General features: G+C 64.7%; 19 protein-coding genes. 15 read left to right on the top strand and 4 right to left on the bottom strand.

Features of this window, described 5'->3' with window-relative positions:
- Nucleotides 1-113: 113 nt before the first annotated feature.
- Both BLV07_RS39890 and hpaH read right to left on the bottom strand, forming a co-directional pair.
- Nucleotides 114-512, bottom strand: a complete 399-nt coding sequence (locus BLV07_RS39890) for a 5-carboxymethyl-2-hydroxymuconate Delta-isomerase (protein ID WP_091897413.1) — start codon at nucleotides 510-512, stop codon at nucleotides 114-116.
- A gap of 30 nt (nucleotides 513-542) precedes the next feature.
- Nucleotides 543-1,349, bottom strand: coding sequence for a 2-oxo-hept-4-ene-1,7-dioate hydratase (gene hpaH / locus BLV07_RS39895; protein ID WP_091897416.1), 807 nt, complete (start codon nucleotides 1,347-1,349; stop codon nucleotides 543-545).
- Nucleotides 1,350-1,459: 110 nt separating this feature from the next.
- On the opposite strand from hpaH, the gene hpaR reads away from it, so the two are divergent.
- The 3 genes from hpaR (at nucleotide 1,460) to BLV07_RS39910 (ending at nucleotide 4,722) form a co-directional block, all read left to right on the top strand.
- Complete coding sequence (hpaR, locus tag BLV07_RS39900) at nucleotides 1,460-1,978, top strand: homoprotocatechuate degradation operon regulator HpaR (RefSeq protein ID WP_091897419.1); 519 nt, start codon at nucleotides 1,460-1,462, stop codon at nucleotides 1,976-1,978.
- Between the two features lie 242 nt (nucleotides 1,979-2,220).
- A complete protein-coding gene (locus BLV07_RS39905) occupies nucleotides 2,221-2,997 on the top strand; it encodes an HpcH/HpaI aldolase family protein (RefSeq protein WP_244551373.1) in 777 nt (258 codons plus the stop codon).
- A gap of 201 nt (nucleotides 2,998-3,198) precedes the next feature.
- Nucleotides 3,199-4,722: a UxaA family hydrolase gene (locus tag BLV07_RS39910; protein ID WP_091897425.1), complete on the top strand. Its 1,524-nt coding sequence runs from the start codon at nucleotides 3,199-3,201 to the stop codon at nucleotides 4,720-4,722.
- Nucleotides 4,723-4,756: 34 nt separating this feature from the next.
- On the opposite strand, the gene BLV07_RS39915 is transcribed toward BLV07_RS39910, so the two are convergent.
- A complete protein-coding gene (locus BLV07_RS39915) occupies nucleotides 4,757-6,013 on the bottom strand; it encodes a DUF418 domain-containing protein (RefSeq protein WP_091897428.1) in 1,257 nt (418 codons plus the stop codon).
- Between the two features lie 283 nt (nucleotides 6,014-6,296).
- On the opposite strand from BLV07_RS39915, the gene BLV07_RS39920 reads away from it, so the two are divergent.
- From BLV07_RS39920 to BLV07_RS39975, 11 genes are all read left to right on the top strand, one after another.
- Nucleotides 6,297-9,566, top strand: coding sequence for a transglutaminase family protein (locus BLV07_RS39920; RefSeq protein ID WP_091897431.1), 3,270 nt, complete (start codon nucleotides 6,297-6,299; stop codon nucleotides 9,564-9,566).
- Between the two features lie 27 nt (nucleotides 9,567-9,593).
- The gene (locus BLV07_RS39925; RefSeq protein ID WP_091897434.1) at nucleotides 9,594-12,119 is read left to right on the top strand and encodes a circularly permuted type 2 ATP-grasp protein; all 2,526 of its coding nucleotides are present in this window, start codon (nucleotides 9,594-9,596) and stop codon (nucleotides 12,117-12,119) included.
- Entirely contained in the window at nucleotides 12,116-12,994 is an 879-nt protein-coding gene (locus BLV07_RS39930) for a transglutaminase family protein (protein WP_091897437.1), read from the top strand. Before BLV07_RS39925 ends, BLV07_RS39930 begins: the two co-directional genes overlap by 4 nt.
- Nucleotides 12,995-13,210: 216 nt before the next feature.
- Nucleotides 13,211-14,038 (top strand): HD domain-containing protein, encoded by an 828-nt coding sequence (locus BLV07_RS39940; protein WP_091897440.1) that lies wholly within the window; start codon nucleotides 13,211-13,213, stop codon nucleotides 14,036-14,038.
- A gap of 125 nt (nucleotides 14,039-14,163) precedes the next feature.
- On the top strand, nucleotides 14,164-15,054 hold the full coding sequence (locus tag BLV07_RS39945) for an alpha/beta fold hydrolase (protein WP_176946074.1): 891 nt from the start codon (nucleotides 14,164-14,166) through the stop codon (nucleotides 15,052-15,054).
- A gap of 135 nt (nucleotides 15,055-15,189) precedes the next feature.
- Complete coding sequence (gene folE, locus BLV07_RS39950) at nucleotides 15,190-15,816, top strand: GTP cyclohydrolase I FolE (protein WP_091897446.1); 627 nt, start codon at nucleotides 15,190-15,192, stop codon at nucleotides 15,814-15,816.
- Nucleotides 15,817-15,847: 31 nt separating this feature from the next.
- The gene (locus BLV07_RS39955; protein WP_091897449.1) at nucleotides 15,848-17,371 is read left to right on the top strand and encodes an FAD-dependent oxidoreductase; all 1,524 of its coding nucleotides are present in this window, start codon (nucleotides 15,848-15,850) and stop codon (nucleotides 17,369-17,371) included.
- Between the two features lie 128 nt (nucleotides 17,372-17,499).
- The gene (locus tag BLV07_RS39960; protein ID WP_091897452.1) at nucleotides 17,500-18,075 is read left to right on the top strand and encodes an HdeD family acid-resistance protein; all 576 of its coding nucleotides are present in this window, start codon (nucleotides 17,500-17,502) and stop codon (nucleotides 18,073-18,075) included.
- Between the two features lie 125 nt (nucleotides 18,076-18,200).
- Nucleotides 18,201-19,412 (top strand): ABC transporter substrate-binding protein, encoded by a 1,212-nt coding sequence (locus BLV07_RS39965; protein WP_091897455.1) that lies wholly within the window; start codon nucleotides 18,201-18,203, stop codon nucleotides 19,410-19,412.
- Nucleotides 19,413-19,645: 233 nt separating this feature from the next.
- The gene (locus BLV07_RS39970) at nucleotides 19,646-20,878 is read left to right on the top strand and encodes an acyl-CoA dehydrogenase family protein (protein WP_091897458.1); all 1,233 of its coding nucleotides are present in this window, start codon (nucleotides 19,646-19,648) and stop codon (nucleotides 20,876-20,878) included.
- 106 nt (nucleotides 20,879-20,984) lie between these two features.
- Nucleotides 20,985-22,463: a hypothetical protein gene (locus BLV07_RS39975; RefSeq protein ID WP_244551374.1), complete on the top strand. Its 1,479-nt coding sequence runs from the start codon at nucleotides 20,985-20,987 to the stop codon at nucleotides 22,461-22,463.
- A gap of 47 nt (nucleotides 22,464-22,510) precedes the next feature.
- On the opposite strand, the gene BLV07_RS39980 is transcribed toward BLV07_RS39975, so the two are convergent.
- The gene (locus tag BLV07_RS39980) at nucleotides 22,511-24,250 is read right to left on the bottom strand and encodes a methyl-accepting chemotaxis protein (protein ID WP_091897495.1); all 1,740 of its coding nucleotides are present in this window, start codon (nucleotides 24,248-24,250) and stop codon (nucleotides 22,511-22,513) included.
- Nucleotides 24,251-24,570: 320 nt separating this feature from the next.
- Between BLV07_RS39980 and BLV07_RS39985 the strand changes: the two genes are divergently transcribed.
- On the top strand, nucleotides 24,571-25,953 hold the full coding sequence (locus tag BLV07_RS39985; protein WP_091897461.1) for an ethanolamine ammonia-lyase subunit EutB: 1,383 nt from the start codon (nucleotides 24,571-24,573) through the stop codon (nucleotides 25,951-25,953).
- The last annotated feature ends 14 nt before the right edge of the window (nucleotides 25,954-25,967 follow it).

A 25,967-nucleotide genomic window follows, 5' to 3' on the forward strand; every position in this document is an offset into this window, starting at 1 on the left:
CGACGACGTAGTTGCGGAAGCTTGCGATGCCCTCGGCTTCGACGTCGATCACGTTCCTAAATGCGAGTGTGGCAAAGGTCGAGATGTCGTTGCCAGGGCAGGGAATGGGAACGTCAGCCGGGCTGCGCCTCCGCTTTCAGGGCGTCATGGATGTTATTGCGCTTCCAGCTCGTGTCCTTGTCGTTGATCTGCATGTCGAACGACAAGGCAAACTTGCTGGCCGCGAAGACGGAATCGAGATGTCTGGAGAGCGCCTGGAAGACATGCTCGCCGGCTTTCTGACGCGTCTTGAGATCGCGGCCCTCGCCGATGCGCAGCACCATGTCGAGGAAGCCGTACTCCTGCCGCGCGTCCGCGATCGCGTAATGCTCGCACCTGATCGCGCGAACGCGGATGCCGCCGAGCGGGAAGATGCCGGTCTCGACCGCCGCCTTGCGCACGACTTCGCATACCAGGCCCATGTCGAGGCGGCCATCGAGATTGGCCGAATATTCGATCGTGAAATGCGGCATCGCGGTTTCACTCCCTGTCTTCTTGTTCGCCTAAGCGAAGTAGCAGCTGACCGAGCCGTAAGCGCCATAATCGGCCTGAATTGTGTCGCCCTTGCGGGTCTCGATCGGGCGGATGAAAGAGCCGGCGAGCACGACCTGTCCGGGCTCCAGCGCTAACCCAAGCGGCGCGATCTTGTTGGCGAGCCAGGCCACCGCAGTTGCGGGGTGATTGAGCACGCCGGCGGCAAGACCGGTTTCCTCGAGCTGGCCGTTCTTGAAGCAGAGCGCGCCGATCCAGCGTAAATCGGCCTCCAGCGGCCGGATCGGCCGTTCACCGAGCACGATGCCGGCATTCGCCGCATTGTCGGCGATGGTGTCGAAAATCTTTCGCGTCGCCTTGGTCTTGGCATCGACGCGCTCGATGCGCGTGTCCAAAATCTCCAGCGCCGGCACCACGAAGTCGGTGGCGTTGAGCACGTCGAACATCGTGCAGTCGGGTCCTGAAAGGCGCTTGCTCATGACGAAGGCGAGCTCCGCTTCCACGCGCGTCGCGATGAAGCGCTCGGTCGGAATGAGGCCGCCATCGGCGAAGAACATGTCGTCGAGCAGCACGCCTGAATCCGGCTCGTCGATATTGAGCGCGCTCTGCATCGCCTTCGAGGTCAGGCCGATCTTGTGGCCCTTGACGACGCGCCCCTCGGCGATCTTGAGGTCGACCCAGGCCTTCTGAATCGCGTAGGCGTCAGTGATGGTGATCTCGGGAAAATCCTGCGAGAGCTGCCGGATCTGCGTGCGGGTCTGCTCCGCCTGGTGCAGACGCCTCGCGCAAGCTTGGATATCGTCGTTGGAAAGCGCCATTTGTGATCTTACAAATCGTGGTGCCGGAGATAGTTAACATGTTAAGTGAATGCGTCAAACACAAATTGGGCTTGCTGCACTGCAAACATTTTGCGGCTTGAAAGGGCGTCATGACGAAGAAATCCGCTGATCCCGCCAACGGAAGCGCGCCTGCCGCGCGGCAGGTGCCGATGCGCGACTTCTCGCGCTCGCTGCCGATGTCGTTGCTACGGGCGCGGGAGGCGGTGATGCGGCAATTCCGCCCTTCGCTGCGCGAGCACGGCTTGACCGAGCAGCAATGGCGCATCTTGCGCGCGCTCGCGGCCATCGAAGCGGTCGAGGTCACGGAACTCGCGCGCACCGCGTTCCTGCTCGGGCCGAGCCTGTCACGCATCCTGCGCGACCTCGAGGCCCGCAATCTGATCGAGCGCAAGACCGCGAAGGCGGACCAGCGCCGCAGCATGGTCTCGATCTCGAAAGAGGGCGTGAAGCTGATGGCCTCCGTGGCGCCGACGTCGGAGGCGATCTATACCGAGATCACGCGACGCTTTGGCGCGCGCAAGCTCGCCGAGTTGCAGGACATGCTCGGCGAGCTCGAGCAGAGTCTCGCGGGCCTCGGCGCCGGCGAGGAGGCAAGTGCCGAGGAGTGAAAGCAGATATGCGCGAGCGCGCGGCAACAGCCATGGACATGGCCGCGTTTTTTCGCTCAAAGTGCCGCCCAAGCCGATCGCTGGAAAGTCGGCGCCGGGACGGATGGCGCCCCTCTTGTCGGATGACATCTTGCGTTATCGCGAGCGTAGCGCGGCGATCGAGTTCGCGGTAATAACGGCATCGCCTTGTCGCGGCACTCGTCATGGTGACGACGGTCCAAACAACAAAGAAGGAAGGCAACGTGGCGAACAAAGTCAAAGAGATCTGGAAGTCGGGCAAGGCCGTGGTCAACGCGTGGCTCGCAATTCCCTCCGGCTTCTCGGCCGAGATGATCGCGCAATGCGGCTTCGACAGCGTCACCGTCGACATGCAACACGGCGTGCAGGACTATCTGTCGATGGTCCAGTGCTTCCAGGCCATGGACAAGCATCCGATCACGCCGATGGTCCGCGTGCCCTGGAACGAGCCCGGCATCATCGGCAAGGTGCTCGACGGCGGCGCCTATGGCGTGATCTGCCCGATGGTCAACACGCCGCAGGAAGCCAGGAACCTCGTCTCCTATTCGAAATATCCGCCGAAGGGCGTTCGTTCCAACGGTCCGATCCGCGCCGGCATGTACGGCACCGCAGGCTCCTACCAGAAGACGGCCAACGACGAGATCGTGCTGCTGCCGATGATGGAGACGAGGACCGCGGTCGAGAACATGGAAGCGATCCTCGACGTCGAAGGCATTGATGGCGTCTATATCGGCCCGTCCGACCTCGGCTTCTCCTACGGCCTCGAGCCGAAGCTCGACCGCAGCGAGCCGGAGATCCTCGCGATCTACGAGAAGATCATCAAGGAGTGCGGCAAGCGCGGCCTCAACCCGGGCATCCATTGCAGCGGCGCCGAAGGCGCAGCGCGCGCCATCAACATGGGCTTCAAGCTGGTGACGCTCTCGAACGAGGTCGGCCTGATGACGACCTACGCCAAGATGCAGGTGAATGCGACCCGCAAGGAGTCGAGCGGGAAGGCCTGATCTCTCTCCTTTCCCTCTCCCCGTTCTTACGGGGAGAGGGTTAGGGTGAGGGGCCTCTCTCAACACGGACTAATCTAACGATCGAGCGCGCAGCTCGCCCCTCACCCGGATCGCATTGGACGATGCTTCGCATCGCCAAACGCGATCCGACCTCTCCCCGCAAGAGCGGGGAGAGGTGAAGTAAGACCGAAGGAGATACCCATGACCATCAGCCCCGTCATCCGCCTGCATCCCGATGATGGCGTGGTGATCGCGCGCGCGAGCCTGCCGCCCGGAACGGTGGTCGCCGACGGCGTGACCACGGTCGATCGCATTCCCTCCGGCCATAAGGTCGCGATCAAGCCGATCGCGTTGGGCGAACCGGTCAAACGCTACGGCCAGATCATCGGCTTTGCCACCCAGGCCATCGCGCCGGGCCAGCACGTGCACACGCAAAACTGCGGCATGGGCGATTTCGCCAAGGACTATGCCTATTGCGCCGACGTCAAGCCGACGCCGAACTTCGACCTGCCCGCGACCTTCGAGGGCATCCGCCGCCCTGACGGCCGCGTCGCCACGCGCAACTATATCGGCATCCTGACCTCGGTGAATTGCAGCGCGCATGTCGCCAGCCTCGTCGCCGACGTCTTCAAGAAGAACCCCTTCACCGGCGACAATCCGCTCGCTGACTTCCCCAATGTCGATGGCGTGGTCGCGCTGACTCACAAGACCGGCTGCGGCATGACGCAGAACGAGCCCCTGGCGCTGCTCCGCCGCACGCTCGGCGGCTATGCGCGGCACGTCAATTTCTCCCACGTCATCGTGCTCGGTCTCGGCTGCGAGGTGAACCAGATCGGCGGCCTGATGGAAGAGCAGAAGCTCGCCGGCCGCCTGCGCGCGATGGACATCCAGGAGGTCGGCGGCACCCGCAAGACGGTGGAGGCGGGCATCGCCTTCGTGCGCGAGGCGCTCGGCGATGCCAACAAGGTCAAGCGCGAAACGGTACCGGCAAGCGAGCTCACCGTGGCCCTGCAATGCGGCGGCTCGGACGGTTATTCCGGCGTGTCTGCCAACCCGGCATTGGGTGCGGCGAGCGATCTCATCGTTCGTCACGGCGGCACCGTGATCCTCTCGGAGACGCCCGAGACCTACGGCGCCGAGCATCTGCTCACGCGCCGCGCCGTCAGCCGCGAGGTCGGCGAGAAGCTGGTCGATCTCATGCGCTGGTGGGACGCCTATACCGAGCGCGAAGGCGCCGAGATGAACGCCAATCCAAGCCCCGGCAACAAGGCCGGCGGCCTCACCACCATCCTGGAAAAGTCGCTCGGCGCGATGGCGAAGGCCGGCACCACCAATCTCGTCGAGGTGCTGCGCTACGCCGAGCCCGTCACCAAGAAGGGTTTCGTCTTCATGGACACGCCCGGCTACGATCCGGTCGCAGCGACTGGCCAAGTGGCGGGCGGTGCCAATCTCGTCTGCTTCACCACGGGCCGCGGCAGCGTGTTCGGCTGCAAGCCGGCGCCGTCGATCAAACTCGCCACCAACACGCCGATGTACAAGCGCATGGAAGAGGACATGGACGTCAATTGCGGCACCATCCTCGAAGGCGAGGAGAGCGTCGAGAGTTGCGGCCAGCGCATCTTCGAACTCATCCTCAAGACCGCCTCGGGACAGCCGACCAAAAGCGAAAGCTTCGATTTCGGCGGCGCCGAGTTCGCGCCCTGGGTGCTAGGGGCGACGATGTAGGTGCGTGGAAGCGCGGCCGGAGAGCAATCTGACCCTACAGCGATTTGTTAGAAGTTGCTCCCTTGCTTACCTTCGCCAAACGGGACAAGTGCAAAGGCTGCCACGCTCCATACATTACGCTGCGCCAAAGCCATTCTACCGGCCCATAGGAATACCGGCGCAACCAGAAAGCACTGAAGGCGACCTGCGATACGTACACTCCTGTGCCAATAGCGAGGGCGGCGGCAACGCCAAGATTGCCGAACAGGCCGAGCCCATAACCGTAGAAGAACCATCCAAAAATAAGGGACTGGGCCAGATAGTTGGTGAACGCCATCCGTCCGATTGGCGCGGCCCACATGACCAATCTTTGAGTCCACGCATTGTTCGCCGCGCAAACGATAGCAGCACCGTACGCGCCGGCGAGCAGGATCGCACTCAGGCGTTCGAGTGACTGTTCCATCCTCCAATTGAGGCCGAGCCATCCATTCTGAAGCAAAACGGCCAACGCACCACCGAGAAGAATGCCGATGGCTGCTGTTGGAGGCAGGCAACGAAAGAGCAGCACTCCGGGCCGAAACATGCCCGCACGCCAGATCGCTGCGCCAATCAGCATCAATCCGACGGTTCGAGGAAACACGAATACATGCAAAGGGAAGATCGCAGGCAATTCGCGGATGCGAAAGGTCAAAACCTCGGCGAAATCACCTGAGCTGTAGATGCGAGCAGCCGCTGCGATGTGCTGCATCATCCAGGAATGGGGCGGCAAGGACGCCATCGGCGGTAAGAAAGGAGCTGCAATAAAAACGACCAACGACACAATTCCCGCGATGGCCAGCAGCCGCGTGGAGCCCGTCAGGAATGGCAGGACGATGAAGCCTGCAATCGCGTATTCCAGGAGAATGTCGCCATTCCAAATGAGAATGAGGTGGACGCTGCCAACAAACATCAAGAAGGCCAAGCGTCGCACCAGTAAGATGGTGCGGCGTGGGTTCGGTGCCAGATGATCATATTGGATCGCCAGTCCCAACCCGAAGAGAAGCGAGAACAGCGCGAACGCCTTCAGATCGACGGCAACCATCAAGACAGAATGCAGGGCTCGGTCGAGCCAAGAGCCATAAGTTCGGTCAGGCAGGAATTGCTCAAAGATCGAGACCCGAAACTCGGTGACCACGTTGATCGCCATGACTCCGAACAGGGCGATGCCGCGAATGGAGTCGATTGCAATTATCCGGTCCGCGGGCGCGATCGGGCTTTCGAGCGCAGCCGAACCGCCTTCGCGCCGCGCGCCGTCAGCCTCTGTCAAAGCCATGTCGTTCCCCGCCCGACGTGCAGATCTGTTGGCGCACAATACACGAAGGGGGGCCGTCCCTCACGGTTCTGGTCGGCGGCCCGGCTCCTCTCCACGAGATTATGCGGAGTACCGCGGTAAGTGTCGAAAACCAGTGGTCATGGGGCGTCACTCAGCACGATCCGTCGTCCCGACGCCAGCGGCGACGGCGGATACTTCCTAGGCACCCTCTGCCCGTTGTTAGTGCTTGATCGCATTGACATCAGGTGTTCTGCTCAAAAAAGCTGCCGGAGCACCGCACCCCGTGTCGATCTACGTCGCATTACACCACGTCACGCACTACAAATACGACCGCCCGATCGATCTCGGCCCGCAGACCATCCGCCTGCGCCCGGCGCCGCATACGCGCACGCCGATCCTGAGCTATTCGCTCAAGGTCACGCCATCCAATCATTTCGTGAACTGGCAGCAGGATCCGCAAGGCAATTGGCTCGCCCGCTATGTCTTTCCGGAGAAGACGACCGAGCTGAAATTCGAGGTCGATTTCACGGCGCAGATGACCGTGGTCAATCCGTTCGACTTCTTCGTCGAGCCCTACGCCGACAGTTTTCCGTTCGACTATCCGAAGGATCTGAAGACGGAGCTTGCGCCGTATCTCGAGACCATCAAACCCGATCGCCTGTTTGCGAAATATCTCGATACGATCCCGCACGAAGCGCCGAACACCGTCAACTTCCTGGTCGAGCTCAATCGCGAGCTGCAGAAGAGGATCCGCTACATCATCCGCATGGAGCCCGGTGTGCAGACGCCGGAGGAGACGCTCGCCTCCGACGCCGGCTCGTGCCGCGACTCCGCCTGGCTGTTGATCCAGACGCTCCGCCATCTCGGGCTCGCCGCGCGCTTCGTCTCCGGCTATCTCATTCAGATCCGTCCCGACATCGATCCGATCGAGGGACCGCCGGAGGTGGAGAACGACTTCACCGATCTGCACGCCTGGGCCGAGGTTTACCTGCCGGGCGCGGGCTGGATCGGTTTAGACGCGACCTCCGGCATGCTCGCAGGCGAGGGGCACATCCCGGTTGCGGCGACGCCGCACTATCGCTCGGCCGCGCCGATCTCCGGCGGCGCCGGCTTTGCCGAGGTCGAATTCGCCTTCGACATGAGCGTGAAGCGCATCCGCGAGGCGCCGCGCATCACAAAGCCGTTCTCCGACGAAGCCTGGACGCGGCTCAACGATCTCGGCGAGCAGGTCGACGGCGACCTTGCCGCGCAGGACGTGCGGCTCACCATGGGCGGCGAGCCGACCTTCGTCTCGGTCGACGATCTCGAGGCAGGCGAGTGGAATACAGAAGCCGTCGGCCCCACCAAGCGCGCGCTTGGTGATGATTTGATCCGCCGCCTGCGCACGCGCTTTGCGCCGGGCGGGCTGCTGCATTACGGCCAGGGCAAATGGTATCCGGGCGAGAGCCTGCCACGCTGGGCCTTTGGTCTGTACTGGCGCAAGGACGGCGTGCCGATCTGGAAGAACGCCGATCTTATCGCGAAGATCGCGAACCCGCGGCGGCCGGAGATCAAGGACGCCGAAGCTTTCATGGAAGGAACGGCGGCGCGGCTCGGGCTCGATCTCGGCTACATCATGCCGGCCTATGAGGACCCCGCCTATTGGCTGCAGAAGGAAGCCGAGCTTCCAATCAACGTCGACCCCACCGATTCAAAATTGTCAGATCCCGAGGCGCGCGCGCGGATGGCGCGGGTATTTGACCAGGGCCTTACCACGCCGCGCGGCTTCGTGCTGCCGATCCAGCGTTGGAATGCGCCGCCGCGCTGGCGCAGCGAGCGCTGGCCGCTCCGGCGCAATCACCTGTTCCTGTCGCCGGGCGATTCGCCTTTGGGCCTGCGCCTGCCGATGGGCTCGCTCGGTCACGTCCCGCCGAACCAATATCCTTACATCGTCGAGCAGGACCCGATGGAGCCGCGGGACAGACTGCCGGTGTTCACCCGCATGGCGCGACCGCCATCGCCGCCGCGGACCGCCCCCGAGCATCTCAACACGGCGATCCCCGTGCGCACCGCGATGGCCGTGGAAATCCGCGACGGTGTGCTCTGCGCCTTCATGCCGCCGGTCGAGCGCATCGAAGACTATCTCGAATTGATCTCGGCGCTGGAAGACACCGCCGAGGAGATGCAGCTCCAGGTCCATGTCGAAGGCTACCCGCCGCCGTTCGATCCGCGCATCGAGGTGATCAAGGTGACGCCCGATCCCGGTGTCGTCGAGATCAACATCCAGCCGGCGAAGAGCTGGCGCGATGCGGTCGACATCACCACCGGTCTCTACGACGATGCTGCGAAGGTGCGGCTGGGCGCCAACCGCTTCCTGGTCGACGGCCGCCACACCGGCACCGGCGGCGGCAATCACGTCGTGGTCGGCGGCTCCTCACCGCAGGATTCGCCGTTCCTGCGGCGGCCCGATCTCTTGAAGAGCCTCGTGCTGTACTGGCAGCGCCATCCGGCGCTGTCCTATTTTTTCTCCGGCCTGTTCATTGGCCCGACCAGCCAGGCGCCGCGCATCGACGAAGCCAGGCACGACAGCATCTACGAGCTCGAGATCGCGCTCTCGCATGTGCCGCCGCCGGGCACCCAGACGCCGCTGTGGCTGGTGGATCGGCTGTTCCGGCATCTGCTCGTCGACATCACCGGCAACACCCACCGCGCCGAGATCTGCATCGACAAGCTCTATTCGCCGGAAGGCCCCACCGGCCGCCTCGGCCTCGTCGAATTCCGCGCGCTCGAAATGCCGCCCGATCCGCGCATGTCGCTGGCGCAGCAGCTCCTGATCCGCGCGCTGATCGCAAAATTCTGGCGCGAGCCGCAGACCGGCAAGTTCGTGCGCTGGGGCACCGCGCTGCATGACCGCTTCATGCTGCCGCATTTCATCTGGGAGGATTTTCAGGACGTGCTCACCGAGCTGAAGCAGTTCGGTTATCCCTTCGAGCCGGAATGGTATCTGGCCCAGCTCGAATTCCGTTTCCCCGCCTTCGGCCGGGTCAATCATGGCGGCGTGACGCTGGAGCTGCGGCAGGCGCTGGAGCCCTGGCACGTGCTCGGCGAGGAGGGTTCGGCCGGCGGCACAGTGCGCTATGTGGACTCGTCGGTGGAGCGGCTCCAGGTCAAGGCCGAGGGCTTCGTCGAGGGCCGCCACATCGTCACCTGCAACGGCCGCCGGCTGCCGATGACATCGACCGGCCGCTCGACTGAAGCCGTGGCCGGCGTCCGCTTCAAGGCCTGGCAGCCGGCCTCCGGCCTGCACCCGACCATTCCGGTCCACGCACCCCTGACCTTCGACCTGATCGACACCTGGAACGGCCGCTCGCTCGGCGGCTGTGTCTATCACGTCGCCCATCCCGGCGGCCGCAACTACGACACCAAGCCGGTCAACACCTATGAGGCCGAGGCGCGGCGGCTGGCGCGCTTCCAGGACCATGGCCATACGCCGGGCCCGGTCCAGCCGCCGCCGGAGGAACGCACAAATGAGTTTCCGCTGACCCTCGGCTTGCGGACTCCGCTCCTGCAATGAGTATGATGGTGGGGCAGGGAGAGGCGCATGGGCGAGGGCGCAGCCGAACAGAACGACCAGGCGGGCAGGGCGCAAGGTCAGCGTGACGGCCAGCGCCGCCTGGCACAATGGGTCCGCGACTATAGCCGCCTGCCCGGCATTCCCGACGAGTTCTTGGGACCGGACGGCGCCCCGCGCGCGGTCTGGAGCCGCTTCTTCGACGCCTTCGGCGCGCTCGCGCCGGACGAGGTCGAGCGTCGCTTCGGCATGGCCGACCGCCATCTCCGCGAGGCCGGCGTCACCTATCGTGCGCCCGGCGACAGCGCCGACCGGCCGTGGTCGATCAGCCATCTGCCGCTCCTGATCGACGAGGCCGACTGGCAGCAGCTGTCTGCCGGCATCGTCCAGCGCGCCGAGCTGCTCGAGCTCGTGCTGCGCGACATCTATGGCGAGGGCCGTCTCGTCGCCGAGGGCGCGCTGCCGGCGGCCGCGATCGCCGGCAGTCCCGAATATCTTCGTCCGGTCTGCGGCGTGCCGCCGCCCGGCGGGCGGTATCTGTCGATCTACGCCGCCGATGTCGGCCGCGGGCCAGATGGACGCTGGTGGGTGCTCGGCGACCGCACCCAGGCGCCCTCGGGCGCGGGCTACGCGCTGGAGAACCGCCTGGTGCTCTCGCGCGCCTTCTCCGACCTCTACAAGTCGATGAACGTGCCCCGCGTCGCGCCATTCTTCGAGGCGTTTCGCGACAGCTTGCGCGCGCGGGCCGACCGTGACGAGCCGCGCATCGGCGTGCTCACCCCGGGCAGTTTCAGCGAGACCTATTTCGAGCACGCGACGCTGGCGCGCTATCTCGGCTTCCTCCTGGTCGAAGGCGACGATCTCGCCGTCAGCGATGGCCGCGTCCACATCCGCACCGTCGCCGGCCTGAAGCGGCTCGACGTGCTGCTCCGCCGGGTCGATTCCAACTCGCTCGATCCGCTCGAGCTTGATGCCTCCTCGCGGTTAGGAGTTCCCGGCCTGATCGACGTGCTGCGCAAGGACGGCGTCGTCATCGCCAACATGCCGGGCTCGGGCGTGCCGGAAGCGCGGGCGCTGCTCGGCTTCCTGCCGGCGCTGAGCCGCCGCCTGCTCGGCGAGGAGCTGAAGATGCCGCACATCGCCACCTGGTGGTGCGGCCAGCGCGCGGCGCGCGATGAGGTGCTGGCGCGGCTCGACGAGGTCGCGATCGAAGGCGCCTACCGGCGCGGCGTTCCCGGCTTCGACAGCACGGGGCCGGTGCTCGCGAGCGAGTTGGATGCAAGCGACCGCCAGCGCCTGGTCGATGCCATCACCGCGCGCGGCATGGACTATGTCGGCCAGGAGGTGGTGCGGCTTTCGACGATGCCGGTGTGGGAGCACGGGCAGCTCACGCCGCGGCCCTTCGTGCTGCGCGTGTTCGCCGCCGCCACGCCCGATGGCTGGGTGCTCATGCCCGGCGGCTTCTGCCGGATCGCCGAGCAGACCGATGCGCGCGCGGTGTCGATGGGCGACGGCGCCCGCGCCGCCGACGTCTGGGTCGTCTCGGACAAGCAGGTCTCGACCGCGACGCTGCTGCCGGCGACCGACAAGGTGCGCATCCGCCGCATCGCCGGCGTGCTGCCGAGCCGCGCCGCCGATAATCTGTTCTGGCTCGGCCGTTATCTGGAACGCGCCGAGGCGACGCTGCGCCTGGTGCGCGCGCTGGGCTCGCCGAGCGGGCCCAACAAGGGCACCGCGGCCTCGCTGCAATCGGCCGAACGCATCCAGCGCCTGCTGGTGGCCTGGGGCGCGATCTCGCAGACCTCGCGCGCGGCGCCCGGACCTATCGTCGCCGAAGCGTTGCAGAGCCCGGAGCGTCTCGGCTCGGCATTGTCGCTGGTGCGCGCGGCGCAGCGCACCGCGACCTCCTTGCGCGAGCGCCTGTCGCCCGATGCCTGGCAGGTCATCACCGAGATGACCGAGCGTCTCGCTTACGAGGTCGAGGACGACGACAGCGTCTTGAGCGCGGCCGAGCTGACCTTGCAGGAGCTTGCGAGCTTTGCAGGTCTCGCGCAGGAGAACATGAACCGCGCCGCCGGCTGGCGCTTCCTCGACGTCGGCCGCCGCGTCGAGCGCGCCATCAACACCACGCGCTTCACGCGCCAATTCGCCTATGACGAGGCCGGCGACGAGGATCTCGACATCCTGCTGACGCTGGTGGATTGCCAGATCACCTATCGCTCGCGCTATCTGCTGGCGCCGATCCTGGCGCCGGTGCGCGACCTCGCCGTGCTCGATCCCTACAATCCGCGTTCGGTGGCGTTCCAGGTGGCGGCGCTGAACGAGCACATCGCCGCGCTGCCAAGCCTGAAGGAGCACGGCCTGATCGAGCAGCCGCAGCGGCTTGCGGTGGCGATGCAGGCGATGCTTACGACCGCGGAGGCCGAGAAGCTCGAGGTCAAGATGCTGTTTGCGCTGGAGCAGGATCTGCTCAGCCTCGCCGATGCGATCGGGCAGCATTACTTCCCGCACGGCCCCAATGCCAGCCGGCCGGAAAAGCTGACGGGGCTGGCGTGATCTACGACATCCGTCACGTCACGACTTACGAATATGAGAATCCGGTCAGCTTCGCCCGCTGCACGCTGCGGCTGGAGCCGAGAAGCGGCAATGGCCAGGAGCTGATCTCGCACAGCGTCGAGATCCGACCGCGTCTGGCCGAGCGCAATGTCCGCCGCGATTTCTTCGGCACGCTCACCGAGAGCGTGGTGATCGAAGCTGCGCACCGCAATCTGCGGATCGATTCACGTTCGCGTGTGTCCGTCTCGCGACAGCCGCGGGCGCGCGATGCCTCTAGCCCGCCCTGGGAGACCATTCGCGACGTTGCCTTCGAGGCGACCAGTCTCGGGCCGTCCTCGCCGGTCGGCTATGTCTTTGCGAGCCCACTGGTGCCGGTGCTGCGTCCGGTCAGCGCCTATGCGGCGGTGAGCTTTGCGCCCGGCGCGGGCATCCTCAAAGGCGCGGTCGATCTCATGCATCGCATCCGCAGCGAATTTCGCTACGATCCCAAGGCGACGGTAATTTCGACGCCGCTCGGCGAGGTCTTCGACAAGCGTCACGGCGTTTGCCAGGATTTTGCCCATGTGATGATCGCAGGGCTGCGCGGGCTCGGTCTGCCCGCGGCTTATGTCAGCGGCTACTTGCGTACCATTCCGCCGCCGGGCCAGCCGCGCCTGCAAGGGGCGGATGCCACCCACGCCTGGGTGTCGCTGTGGTGCGGGGCGGAGCTCGGTTGGGTCGATTTCGATCCGACCAACGATCTCCTGGTCGCCAACGACCACATCGTGCTCGCGGTCGGACGCGACTTTTCCGACGTCTCGCCTGTCGATGGTGTCATCGTCGGCTCGCCGAAACAGAAGCTCGGCGTCGCCGTCGACGTTCTGCTGGTCGAATGACCGCAATCTTGCGGTCTGGACACCGGCTCCTTTAGGATGTATCGCGCCATCGCTGCAACCGCGATATGACGGAGCGCAACTGCAACATTTTTCCGTGTTCTCGTCCCGGGATTTGGTCCCTCGGCCCAAGATGGGCTATGCTGACTGGTGCGCCGAGGACAAGAATGAAACGTCGGGAGTTGGCGCGGAATACCATCGACAGACGGGGCTGCATCCATGATGACGTTACCGCGACTGGCGGCCGAGACCCTGGAAAAGTTCCTCGGTAGCTTCATGCGCCGCCGGTACGATGAGACTTCTGCCAGTATCATCGAGAGCGCCACCCGCACCGCGATGGAATGCATCGGCAACAGCGATGCGCTCTACCACAACATCGAGCATACGATGCTGGTGACGCTGGCAGCCCAGGCGATCCTCAGGGGCCGAAGTCTTCATACCCATCTGTCGGCTGAAGATTACGTCCATGTCCTGGTTGCCTGCCTCGCCCACGACATCGGCTATGTGCGAGGCCTGTTCGAGGAGGATGACGGCGACGGATTCGTGATCGATGCGGCCGACACCAAGATCTCCCTGCCGCGCGGTGCATCTGACGCCAGCTTGATGATGTACCACGTCGATCGGTCGAAGCTTTACGTGACGCGCCGGCTGCGACATATTCCTGGAGTCGACCCTGACCGCATCGCCCGCGCCATCGAGGGCACGCGCTTTCCGGCCCGCGAGGGCCAAGAGTACGACGACGAAGCCTCGATCCTGCGCGCCGCCGATTTCATCGGCCAGCTCGGCGATCCCAACTATCTGCGCAAGGCCAACGCGCTCTATTACGAGTTCGAAGAGGTCGGCATCAACCGCCAACTCGGCTACGACTCGCCCGCCGACATCGTCAACCGCTATCCGCAGTTCTACTGGAACAGCGTCGCACCGCATATCCAGACCGAGATCGGCTATCTCAACAAGACTGAAATCGGCCGGCAGTGGATCGCCAATCTCTATAGCAACGTGTTCCGCGCCGAACGCGACATCTCGCTGTCCGGTCCGCAGAGATAGATCGGCTCGTCGTCTCTTGTAGCCCGCATGGAGCGAAGCGGAATGCGGGGACGCCTGCATCCGCGAATCCGTATTCCGCTGCGCTCCATACGGACTACCACATCGCGTCAATCGGTGAGCAAATCATGCAACAAAAAACCATCACCACCGATGTCCTCGACATCGCCTATCTCGACTACGGCGCGCCCGATGGCTGGCCCTGCATCATGGGCCACGGCTTTCCCTATGACGTGAACGCCTACGCGGAAACCGCGCCGTTGGTCGCACAAGCCGGCGCACGGGTGCTGGTGCCCTGGCTGCGCGGCTACGGGCCGACGCGGTTTCGTGCGGCCGAGACGCTACGCTCCGGCGAGCAGGCGGCGCTTGGCGCCGACCTCCTTGCCTTCATGGACGCACTCGGCATCAAGCGTGCGGTCCTCGGCGGCTATGACTGGGGCGGACGCGCCGCCTGCGTGGTATCAGCACTCTATCCGGAGCGCGTGATCGGACTCGTCTCAGGCAATTCCTACAACATCCAGAACATCGCCCGCGCGATGGAGCCGGCCTCGCCGCCGGAGGAGGCTGCGCTCTGGTATCAATATCTGTTCCACAACGAGCGTGGCCGCCGCGCGCTGGAGCGCAACCGGCGCGGCTTTGCGCGTCAGCTCTGGTCGATGTGGTCGCCGAAATGGATGTTCGATGACGCCACGTTCGAGAAGAGCGCCGCGTCGTTCGACAATCCTGATTTCGTCGATGTCGTGATCCACTCCTACCGCCACCGCTACGCGCTGGTGGAAGGCGATCCGGCCTATGCGGCAATCGAGGCGAAGCTTGCGGGCCAGCCGCAGATCCGCGTCCCGACCATTGCGATCGACGGCGATAGCGACGGCATCAATCCCGGCACTGCCCATCACGCCCGCAAGTTCGAGGGATTTTTCGAGCGCCGCGTCTTCACCGATGCCGGTCATAATCTGCCGCAGGAGCGGCCCGCCGAGTGGGCGCAGGCCGTGCTCGACGTCCGGAAAGCGGCATCATAGAGCCCGTTTCTGGTCTCGCGGCTGGCTTGTCTGTCGTCCTTCCGATTTTTCCTGATCTTGGGAACCTTTTCCGATTGCAGCCGTCCAAGCTGTGGGGCCGCGTCTGTGTCGCGGCTCGTTGCAGGGAGGATCTAGATGAAGTCGCAAGTGCGCAAGCTGGAACGTGTCGCGGTGGCGCAGAGGCCAACCGAGCGACCTGATCGGGCGGAGGTCGAGCAAGCGGTCCGGACCATGATCCGCTGGGCGGGCGATGATCCCGCGCGCGACGGCCTGCGCGACACGCCGGATCGGGTTGCGCGTGCCTTCGAAGAATATTTTTCCGGCTATGCGCTGGATCCGACCGAAATCCTGCAAAAGACCTTCGAGGAGATCGAAGGCTATGACGAGATGATCGTCCTGCGCGGGGTTCGCTTCGAAAGCCATTGCGAGCACCATATTGCGCCGATCGTCGGTCGCGCCTGGGTCGCCTATATCCCGCAAGGGCGCGTGGTCGGCATCTCCAAGCTGGCGCGGGTCGTGGACATCTATGCCAAGCGCCTCCAGATCCAGGAGAAGATGACCGCGCAGATCGCCAATACCATCAACGATGTGCTGGAGCCTCAAGGCGTGGGCGTCATCATCAAGGCGACGCATCACTGCATGACCACGCGCGGCGCGTACAAGCCCGGGACCGATCTCGTCACCAGTCGCATGCTGGGGGTGTTCCGTGACAATGCGCTGACACGCCAGGAGTTGTTGGGGCTAGCCAATTCGGACACGTGAGCCACGCGGCGCGAGCCAAGGAGACGGCGCCATGACCGAGGAGAACAAGCCGAGCGGACCCGATCTGACCAGGGGCGTGTCGCCCGCCGATTTCAAGGACGGCAAATTGCTCGGCCATGTCGGCGAGGAAGACGTCCTGCTGGTGCAGGCCGGCAGCGAGATTTTTGCGATCGAGCCGGCCTGCAGCCACTACCACGGCCCGCTCGCCGAAGGGCTGGTGGTCGGCGACACCATCCGCTGTCCATGGCATCACGCCTGCTTCTCCCTGCGGACAGGCGAAGCCTCCCGCCCGCCCGCGCTGAACGCACTGGCGGTGTGGGAGGTCACGCGCGATCGGGACAACATCGTCGTTCAGCGCAAGCGCGAGGCACCGAAACCGTCGGCAGCACATCGCAGCGCGCCGATGCCGGAGAAATTCGTGATCGTCGGCGGCGGCGCCGCCGGCTTTGCTGCCGCCGAGACGCTCCGACGCGAGGGCTTTGCCGGCGCCATCACCATGCTGAGCAGTGACGGCGCGATGCCGGTCGACCGGCCCAATCTCTCCAAGGACTATCTCGCCGGCAACGCGCCGGAGGACTGGCTGCCGTTACGGCCCGAGGATTACTATCGGGACGCCGGCATCGATCTCAGGCTCAACACGAATGTTTCTGCGATCGATCCCAAATCTCGCAGCGTCACGCTGGGCAATGGCGACAGGCTGCCGTTCGACCGGCTGCTGCTTGCGACCGGGGCCGAGCCGGTGAAGCTCCAGATCCCCGGGGCCGACCAGCCGCATGTCCACACCTTGCGATCCGTCGCCGACAGCCGCGCCATCATCACGGCGGCAGGCAGCGCAAAACGCGCGCTCGTGATCGGCGCCAGCTTCATTGGTCTCGAGGTCGCGGCCTCCTTGCGCGCGCGCAAGCTGGAAGTCCATGTGGTCGCGCCGGAAGAACGGCCGATGCAGAAGGTGCTCGGCGCCGAGATGGGCGATTTCGTCCGGTCACTGCATGAAGAGAACGGCGTGATCTTCCACTTGAAGGATACGGTGGAAAAGCTCGATGGCATGCGCGCGACGCTGAAGAGCGGCGCGGTGATCGAGGCTGACCTCGTCGTGGTCGGCATCGGCGTCAAGCCGCGCCTGGCGCTCGCCGAGCAAGCGGGCCTTGCCGCCGATCGCGGTGTGAGCGTGAGCGAATATCTCGAAACCAGCGTATCCGGCATCTTCGCGGCCGGCGACATCGCGCGCTGGCCCGATCCGCATTCACGGCAGACCATCCGCATCGAGCATTGGGTGGTGGCCGAACGCCAGGGCCAGACCGCGGCGCGCAACATGCTCGGCAAGCGCGAGCGCTTCGATGCGGTACCGTTTTTCTGGTCCCAGCACTACGACGTGCCGATCAACTATGTCGGCCACGCCGAGAGCTTCGACGACATCGCGATCGACGGCAGCATCGAAGGCAGGGACTGCCTGCTGAAGTACCGCAGGGGCGGCCGAGTGCTGGCGGTCGCTTCGATTTACCGCGATCTCGACAACCTCAAGGCCGAGCTCGAGATGGAGCGGTCGCGCGCCTGACGCGCCGTATTCGATCTTGATTTGCGTCAATGTTGTTGCCGTCAGCCGCTGCTCTGCTGGCTGTCGTCCCGGATCGACCTGTGCTATCCTGGCGAGTGTCTCCGGGCTTCGCATGCAGGAGTGGCGTCATGACAAGTGCATCGGATACCTCCCATCGTCTTGGCCTTGGCTCTGGCATCGCGGCGCTGCATGCCAAATGGGGCTGGATCGTCGCGCTCGGTGTCATCTACCTCGTCGCCGGCTTCGTCGCGCTCGGCAGCGTGGTGATGGCGACGGTGGCGAGCGTGATCGTGGTCGGCGCTATGATGATCGTCGCCGGCGCGGCCGAGATCATCGGCGCATTTCAGATGAAGAGCTGGGGCAAGTTTTTGATCTGGGCCTTGCTCGGCGTGCTCTATGTCATCGCAGGCTCCCTGACTTTCGAGAACCCGCTGTTCGCGGCGGTCCTGCTGACGCTGTTCCTGGGCGCATCGCTGGTCGCCTCGGGCGTCGTCCGGCTGTTTCTCGCCTTCAGCATGAAGCGCGAAAGCCCGTGGGTTTGGGTAGCGCTGTCGGGTGCCATCACGCTGCTGCTCGGCCTCTTGATCGTGGCGCGCTGGCCGGTGAACAGCGTCTACATTCTCGGCCTGTTCCTCGGCATCGACCTGATCATGGCGGGGGCCGGCTGGATCAGCCTCGGCTTCAGCTTGAAGCGGCGCCGCTAGGGTGGAAGAGGCCATCAGCAACTCGACGCAAGACCATCTTGCGGAACTCCGCTGAGCTGGCGCGCTGACTAAAAGCAGCACGCCGCGTGACCGCCTCGCGCGGACGAAAATCACCGGGAGAAACCATGAAAGCCGCTTTGGTCTTGGCCGCAGCGCTGGCTGCCGCCTGTCTGTCCACGCCCGCCGCCGCGCAAAAATCCTACGGTCCCGGTGTCACTGACACCGAGATCAAGATCGGCAACACCATGCCCTATAGCGGGCCGGCTTCTCCGCTCAGCATCACCGGCAGGGTGATCGCGGCCTATTTCGATGAGGTCAACGAGAAGGGCGGTGTCAATGGACGCAAGCTCAATCTCGTCTCGCTCGATGATGCGTTCTCGCCGCCGAAGACCATGGAAGCGGCGCGGCGGCTGGTCGAGGGCGAGGGCGTCGCCTTCATCTTCGCGACCATGGGCACCGCGCCGAGCTCGGCGATCGCAAAATACCTGAACAGCAACAAGGTGCCGCAGCTGTTCTTGATCAGTTCGGCCTCGAAGTGGAACGATCCCGCCAACATGCCCTGGTCGATGGCGCTGCCCTGGGCGCCGAACTACACCAGCGAAGCCGCGATCGACGTCGCCTATGCCCGCGCCAAGAACCCGAATGCGCGCTTTGCGGTGCTCTATCAGAACGACGACGCTGGGAAGGAATATCTGCGCGGCGTCAAGGAAGCGCTCGGTGCCGATGCCGACAAGGCGATCGCGATGGCCTCGAGCTTCGAGGTCGCCGACCCCACGGTCGATTCCCAGGTGCTGACGCTCGCCAATAGCAAGGCCGACGTCTTCATGATCTATTCGGTGACGCCGCGCGCCTGCGCGCAGGCGATCCGCAAGGCCCATGAGGTCGGCTGGCAGCCGACGCGCTTCCTCGCCTCCGGCTGCGCCAACAAGGCGACCGTGATGGTGCCGGCGGGCCTCGACGCCGGCAAGGGCGTGCTGTCGCTCGGCGCGCTCAAGCCTTTCGTCGAGCAGCCGAAGGACGATCCGGCGATGTCGGCCTATATCGACTTCATGAAGAAACGCCTGCCGAATGCCGACGTGAACAACGTCGCGGGCCTCTACGGCTACACCGTCGCCGAGGCGCTGGTGGTGCTGCTGAAGCAGTGCAAGGACAATCTGACGCGCGAGAACATCATGGCGCAGGCGTCGAACATGAAGAACGTGCCGCTGTCGCTGCTGATGCCCGGCATCACCCTCAACACCACGCCGCAGGATTTCCGCCCGATCAAGGACGGCTACATGCTCCAGTTCGACGGCAACGACTGGGTCGTGGCAAGCGAGCTGCTGCGCGGCACGTGAGCGGTGGCGAACGCCACAGAGACGGTGCACCCTCTCCCCTTGCGGGAGAGGGTGGATCGCCGCGAAGCGGCGAGCCGGGTTCTCCGCGGGTCCAACTCTTATTTGGACGCAAGGAGAGATACCCCTCATCCGGCGCCATAGCCGATGCGGAGCATCGGCGTTCTCAAGGACGGCGGCCGAAGGCCGCCTATGCCACCTTCTCCCGCAAGGGGAGAAGGGAAGAGGAGGCCACCATGGACTTTCAATACTCTCCACGTTCGCTCGAGCTCCAAGACCGCGTCCGCCAATTCATGCGGACGCATGTCGAGCCCGTCGAGGAGCTCTATTACGAGCAGGTCAAGCCGGAGGCCGCGCGCTACAAGACGCCGCCTGTGCTTCAGGACCTGAAGCGGCTGGCGCGGGAGCAGGGGCTCTGGAACCTGTTTCTCTCGGGCGAGCACGGCCCAGATCTTCCCAACTCAAGCCTTACCAATCTCGAATATGCCCCCGTGAAGGAGATCATGGGCCGCATCCTCTGGGCGCCCGAGGTTTTCAACTGCTCGGCCCCTGATGTCGGCAACATGGAGGTGCTGGCCAACTACGGCACGCCGGCGCAGCAGGAACGCTGGCTGAAGCCGCTCCTGGAGGGGCGCATCCGCTCCGGCTTCTCGATGACGGAGCCGCAGGTCGCCTCCAGCGATGCCACCAACATCCAGTGCGAGATCAGGCGCGACGGCGGCGACTACGTCATCAACGGACGGAAGTGGTTCACGTCAGGCGCCATGAACGAAGATTGCGAGATCCTGATCGTGATGGGCAAGACCGCGCCCGACCATCCCGATCGTCATCGCCAGCAATCCATGATCCTGGTGCCGAAGGCAACGCCCGGCGTGCGTATCGTCCGCGACATGCTGACCTACGGCTACGACGACGCGCCGGTCGGCCATCCCGAGATCGTCTACGACAACGTCCGTGTGCCCGCCGAGAACATCCTGCTCGGCGAGGGTCGCGGCTTCGAGATTGCGCAAGGTCGGCTCGGGCCCGGCCGCATCCACCATTGCATGCGGCTGATTGGCTGCGCCCAGCGTGCGCTGGAACTGATGTGTCAGCGCGCGGTTTCCCGCACAGCCTTCGGCAAGCCGCTGGCTGAGCAGGGCTCGGTGCGCGAGGACATCGCGCGCTCCTTCTGCGAGATCGCGCAGGCGCGGCTGCTCACGCTGCAAGCCGCCGACAAGATGGACCGTGACGGCAATAAGATAGCGCGCGACCTGATCGCGGCCGCCAAGATCGTGGTGCCCAGCATGGCCGCCCGCGTCATCGACCGCGCCATCCAGATCCACGGCGCCGCCGGCGTGTCGCAGGACACGTTCCTCGCCCGCGCTTACGTCTACGCCCGCTTCATCCGCATCGGCGACGGGCCGGACCAGGTGCATCTGGCGGCGGTTGGCAAGGAACTGATCCGGCGGGGCGGGGTGATGGCGGGGTAGGGCTGTTACCCTCTTTTAGGGCGCGTACGCTAAAGACGCAGATGCCCGATGGATACGGATGTCCGCTTAAGGCTCCACGGGCTGCTCTGAAAGAGAAGGTCACGCCGTGGGTCTGTTAGATGACAAATTCAGCGCAAGACGACGTTGGATTGTCGTGGCTGCGATCCTCCTGGCGGCGCTGGTCATTCAAATCCCGCTCGTTCTCAACGCGGATTTGGGCTGGCTCCTGACTGCAAACGAAAAAATCCTGGATGGTCGGAAGCTTGGGATCGACCTCTTCGAGTCCAACCCGCCTTTGTCGGTCTACATGTACATGCCGGCGGTAACGCTGTCGCGAATGTCCGGCGTTGCACCCGAATTCATCGTGATCGTCCTCGTGATTATCGAGATCGCCGGTGCGCTTCTGATGATGGACCGAGCAGCTGCGGCCGCAAAGCTGGGAGCCCGGGAGCGAAGTATTTCAACATGGTCGTTTGCGCTTCTGCTCGCAATTCTACCAGGTGCCATATTCGGACAACGTGAACACATCGCGGTCATCGCACTGACCCCGTTTGTCGCCATCACCGCACTGCGCTGGCGTGGGCTCGATCCTGGATGGGTCGCGATCGTCGCCGGAGCGGGGGCGGGGCTGGCCATGAGTATCAAGCCCTTCTTTGCTCTGGTGGCAGGCCTCCCGATCCTCCTTGGCGCGCTCCGCCAGCGTTCTCTAAGGCCTGTGTTCACCTCGGAAGCATGCACGGCCGGCGCTGTCGTCATCGGCTACGGGGCCGTGGTCGTGGCGCTCTTCCCCGCCTATCTCTCCACCTATGCCCCGATGGTCGCCGAGGCCTATCTGCCGATCAGAAGGGAATTTGGTAGCCTGCTCCCCATTCCAATTGCCGTGATAGGCGCTTCCATCGGCTTCCTGTGGCTGTTTGGCCGTGAAACGCTGGAAATGCGGAGCGATGCAATCCCTTGGCTGGCCGCAGCGGTCGGCGGAGCCGCGGGTTTCCTTGTTCAGGGCAAGGGTTGGCCATATACCGCTTTCGCGCTTTGTCTGTTTGCGATTGCGGCGCCGTTGCTACAGGTTTGCACGAAGACGGTGCGAATGCCCATCGTGATCGGTGGCCTCGCTACGATTGTGGCCCTCGGGCTCTATTTGTCCTCACCGGCTCCGGGGTTTCCGCCGCTGCAGGAGCGTGTTCAGGCCGTCGTGAAGCAGCCGCGGCTGCTTACGATCACCGACCACATCGGTCTGGGGCATCCGCTCGTCCGTCAGATCGGCGGCACTTGGGTAGGCAGCTCGTGTGCGCAGCTTTTGGCGGCCGGCGCAATACTGCGCGAGAACAGCTCGCAACCGACCGAAGAAGAGCGGGCGAAATTGGACAGCATCATCAATTTCGAACGACGGCATTTGCTGGCGGATCTGCGAAACGGCCGGCCAAATGTCATTCTCGTGGATACCTATCTGCTGAGCACGTTCGAGTTCGACTGGTTGGCCTGGGCCAATTCGGATCCCGAGTTGCAAAAGGAGCTCAGTCACTACCGCGAGGTCGGGGACGTCGGCCGCGTTCGCATCTTCGTCGATCAATCACTGGAACGATAGGCCGCTCTCGTTTTCGACTTTTTTCGCGAGCGGGCCTTGCCGTTCGTTCACCCAGCCTTGGCGATGCGACCGTCCGCCGCGCCCGAGCGCAGGTTCTGGAAGAATTTCTCCACCTCGCGCGACAGCGTGTCCGCCGTCTCCGTCAGGCTGCTCGCCGCCGTCAGCACGGAGGCTGCCGCCGTGTCGGTCTCGCCGATGGCATCGCGTAGCGAGGTGATGTTGGCCACCAGGGTCTCGTTGCCCTGCGCGGCGCTTTGCGCGTTGGAGGAGATCTCGCGCGTGGCGGCGTCCTGCTGGCCGATGGCGCCGGCGATCGTCGAGGTGACCTCGTTGATCTCGCGCACCGCCCCGCCGATCTCGCGGACGGCGTCGACTGCATTGCGGGTGGAGGCCTGGATCATCGAGACGTTTTCGCCGATCTCGGCGGTGGCCTTGGCGGTTTGGCCCGCGAGCGCCTTTACCTCATGGGCGACGACGGCAAAGCCGCGGCCGGCATCGCCGGCGCGGGCGGCCTCGATGGTGGCGTTGAGCGCGAGCAGATTGGTCTGCTCGGCGATCGCCTGGATCAGGTTGAGCACGCCGTCGATGCGTTGCGTGGCGGCGGCGAGGCTCTCGATCTCGGAGATCGACTTCTCGGTGCGCTGGCCGGTCTGCTCGACCGCGCCGGCGGATTGCCGCACCTGGCGGCCGATCTCTTCCACCGAGGCCGACAGCTCCTCGGCGGCACTCGCCACCGCCGAGACGTTGTGCGAGGCCTGCTCAGTGGCGTTCGCCGCCGTGCCGGCGCGACTATTCGCATCCGCAGTGACGCGCGTGATGGTCTGCGCGGTCTCGCGCATGGTGGAGGCATTGTCGCTGAGGCCGCGCATGATGGCGCCGATCGCTTCGCGAAATGCCTCGACGGATTTTTCGATATGGCGGGCGCGCTCCTCGCGCGCGGCGGAGTCGTGCGAGACCTGGGAGGCGAGATTGCGGTTGCGGCCCATCGCCTCCTGGAAGACCTCGATCGCGCGTGCCAGCGCGCCGATCTCGTCGGCGCGACGGCTATAGGGCACCGCGACGTTCTCGGTCCCGTCTGCGACCTGCTTGATGGTCGCGGTGATGGCCGAGAGGGGCCGTGCGATCGAGCGGGCGATGATGACGATGCCGATCACGACCAGGGCCAGCGCCACGCCGCCGAGGCAGGTCAGGACGAAAGACAGCGTGCGATTGGTCTCGGTCTGCTGGGCGATTTGCCTCGCGCGTTCGGCATAGACCTTGGAGAGCGCTTCGAGATCCTTGTTCAACGCCGAGCGCACGCTGCGATTGGCATCGTTGTCGCCCCATTCGCGGCCCGCGGCCGCATTGATCTCGATGCCGCGGCGCACCAGCTCCTTGCGGAATTCGACGAACTGCTCGATGCGCTTCTTGAAGGTGGAAAACTGCTCGGCATCGTCGGCCTTGACGATGGTCTCCCAGCGCTTCACGACGTCGAGGATCTGCGCGTTGAACTTGAGCAGGCCCTCGCCGTATTTCTTCACCACGGCGGGCTCGGTCGACATGTAGACGCCGCGCGATTCCATCACGACCGCATAGACCAGCGAGTTGACGCGCTCGACGTTCTGAGCGGCGGCGTTGGCCGTCTCGATCGCGCTCGTCAGCTCCGCGCTGCGGCGGCTGTTGTAGTCGGACAGCATCGCGATCGCCGCCGTGAGCAGCGCAAACAGCGCGAAGATCGCATAGAGCTTGGTGGCAAGCGTGAAGCGGCCGGCGAGGCCGGCGGCATTCCCAGATCGGTCTGATATCATGGTGTTCAAGGAGCCCGAGATGGCCTGGAGCGGCCGGTGAGCGCGGTCGTTTGAATTTGATGCAAAATTATGCAGAACGAAGATGGATGCGGCGTTAACGCCGCAGCCCATGGAGAGCCGGCCGGTCGGCGGAAATACGAAATGTTTCAGCTGGTTGGGGATGCCTCATCGATCTCCGGCAGATCGCGCCCGGGGGTCCGGAGCGACGCCCCCAAACATCGGCGTGCACTGGGGCTGCCAAGAGCGTATTCCCTGACGTCGGATCGCGCTCGAGATTGAGTTTGGACTCGGCCACTGGCCGACGACCCCTGGAGAGGCCCTTGGTCTACCGCCACACCATCGACGCCACGACCTATGCGTTCCCGGACCTGCGCGACCTCCTCGCCAAGGCGACGCCGCCGCGCTCCGGCGACCGGCTGGCCGGGATCGCCGCCGCCAGCGCCGAGCAGATGATCGCGGCCCGGATGGCGCTCGCCGATGTCCCGCTCGGACAGTTCCTGCAGGAAGCCGTCATTCCCTATGAGGCCGACGAGGTCACCCGCCTCGTCATCGACAGCCACGACGCAAAGGCCTTTGCGCCGGTGGCCTCGCTGACGGTCGGAGCTTTCCGCGACTGGCTGCTGTCGGACGCCGCCACGCCCGAGGCATTGAAAATGCTCGCGCCCGGCATCACACCGGAAATGGCGGCCGCGGTCTCGAAGCTGATGCGCAACCAGGACCTGATCCTGGCGGCGCGGAAATGCGAGGTCACCACCGCCTTCCGCAATACCATCGGGCTGAAGGGCCGGATGAGCACGCGGCTCCAGCCCAACCATCCGTTCGACGATGCCAGGGGCATCACCGCCTCGATCCTCGACGGCATCCTGTTAGGGGCCGGCGATGCCTGTATCGGCATCAACCCGGCGAGCGACGATCCCGCCGTAATCGCCCAATTGCTGCGCCTGCTCGACGAGATCATCGCGCGACTGAAGATCCCGACGCAGGGCTGCGTGCTCACCCATGTCACGACGACGCTGTCGCTGATCGGGCAGGGCGTGCCGGTCGATCTCGTCTTCCAGTCGGTCGCCGGCACCGAAGCCGCCAACCGCAGCTTTGGCGTCGACCTCGCGCTTCTAAGGGAAGCCCAAGAGGCCGGGCTGTCGCTGAAGCGCGGCACGGTGGGGCAGAACGTGATGTATTTCGAGACCGGCCAGGGCTCGGCATTGTCGGCGGGCGCCCATCACGGCGTCGACCAGCAGACCTGCGAGGCGCGCGCCTATGCGGTCGCCCGCGCCTTCGCTCCGCTGCTGGTCAACAGCGTGGTCGGTTTCATCGGCCCGGAATATCTCTACGACGGCAAGGAAATCATCCGGGCCGGGCTGGAAGATCATTTCTGCGGCAAGCTGCTCGGCCTGCCGCTCGGGGTCGACATCTGCTACACTAACCACGCGGAGGCGGACCAGGACGACATGGACAATCTCCTGACGCTGCTCGGCGCCGCCGGTGTCACCTTCATCATGGGCGTCCCCGGCGCCGATGACGTCATGCTGAACTATCAGTCGACGTCCTTTCACGACGCGCTCTATGTCCGTGACGTCTTCTCACTGCGCCGCGCGCCGGAATTCGACGATTGGCTGGTGCAGGCCGGTATTGCGGGCGCCGACTTCCGCCTTGCCGGCGATGCAGGCCTATTGCCCGATTTTGCCTCACGGCTGATCGCGTGAGGCGGCGGAAACGC

The organism is Bradyrhizobium sp. Rc2d, from assembly GCF_900099855.1.
Classification (GTDB): Bacteria; Pseudomonadota; Alphaproteobacteria; order Rhizobiales; family Xanthobacteraceae; genus Bradyrhizobium.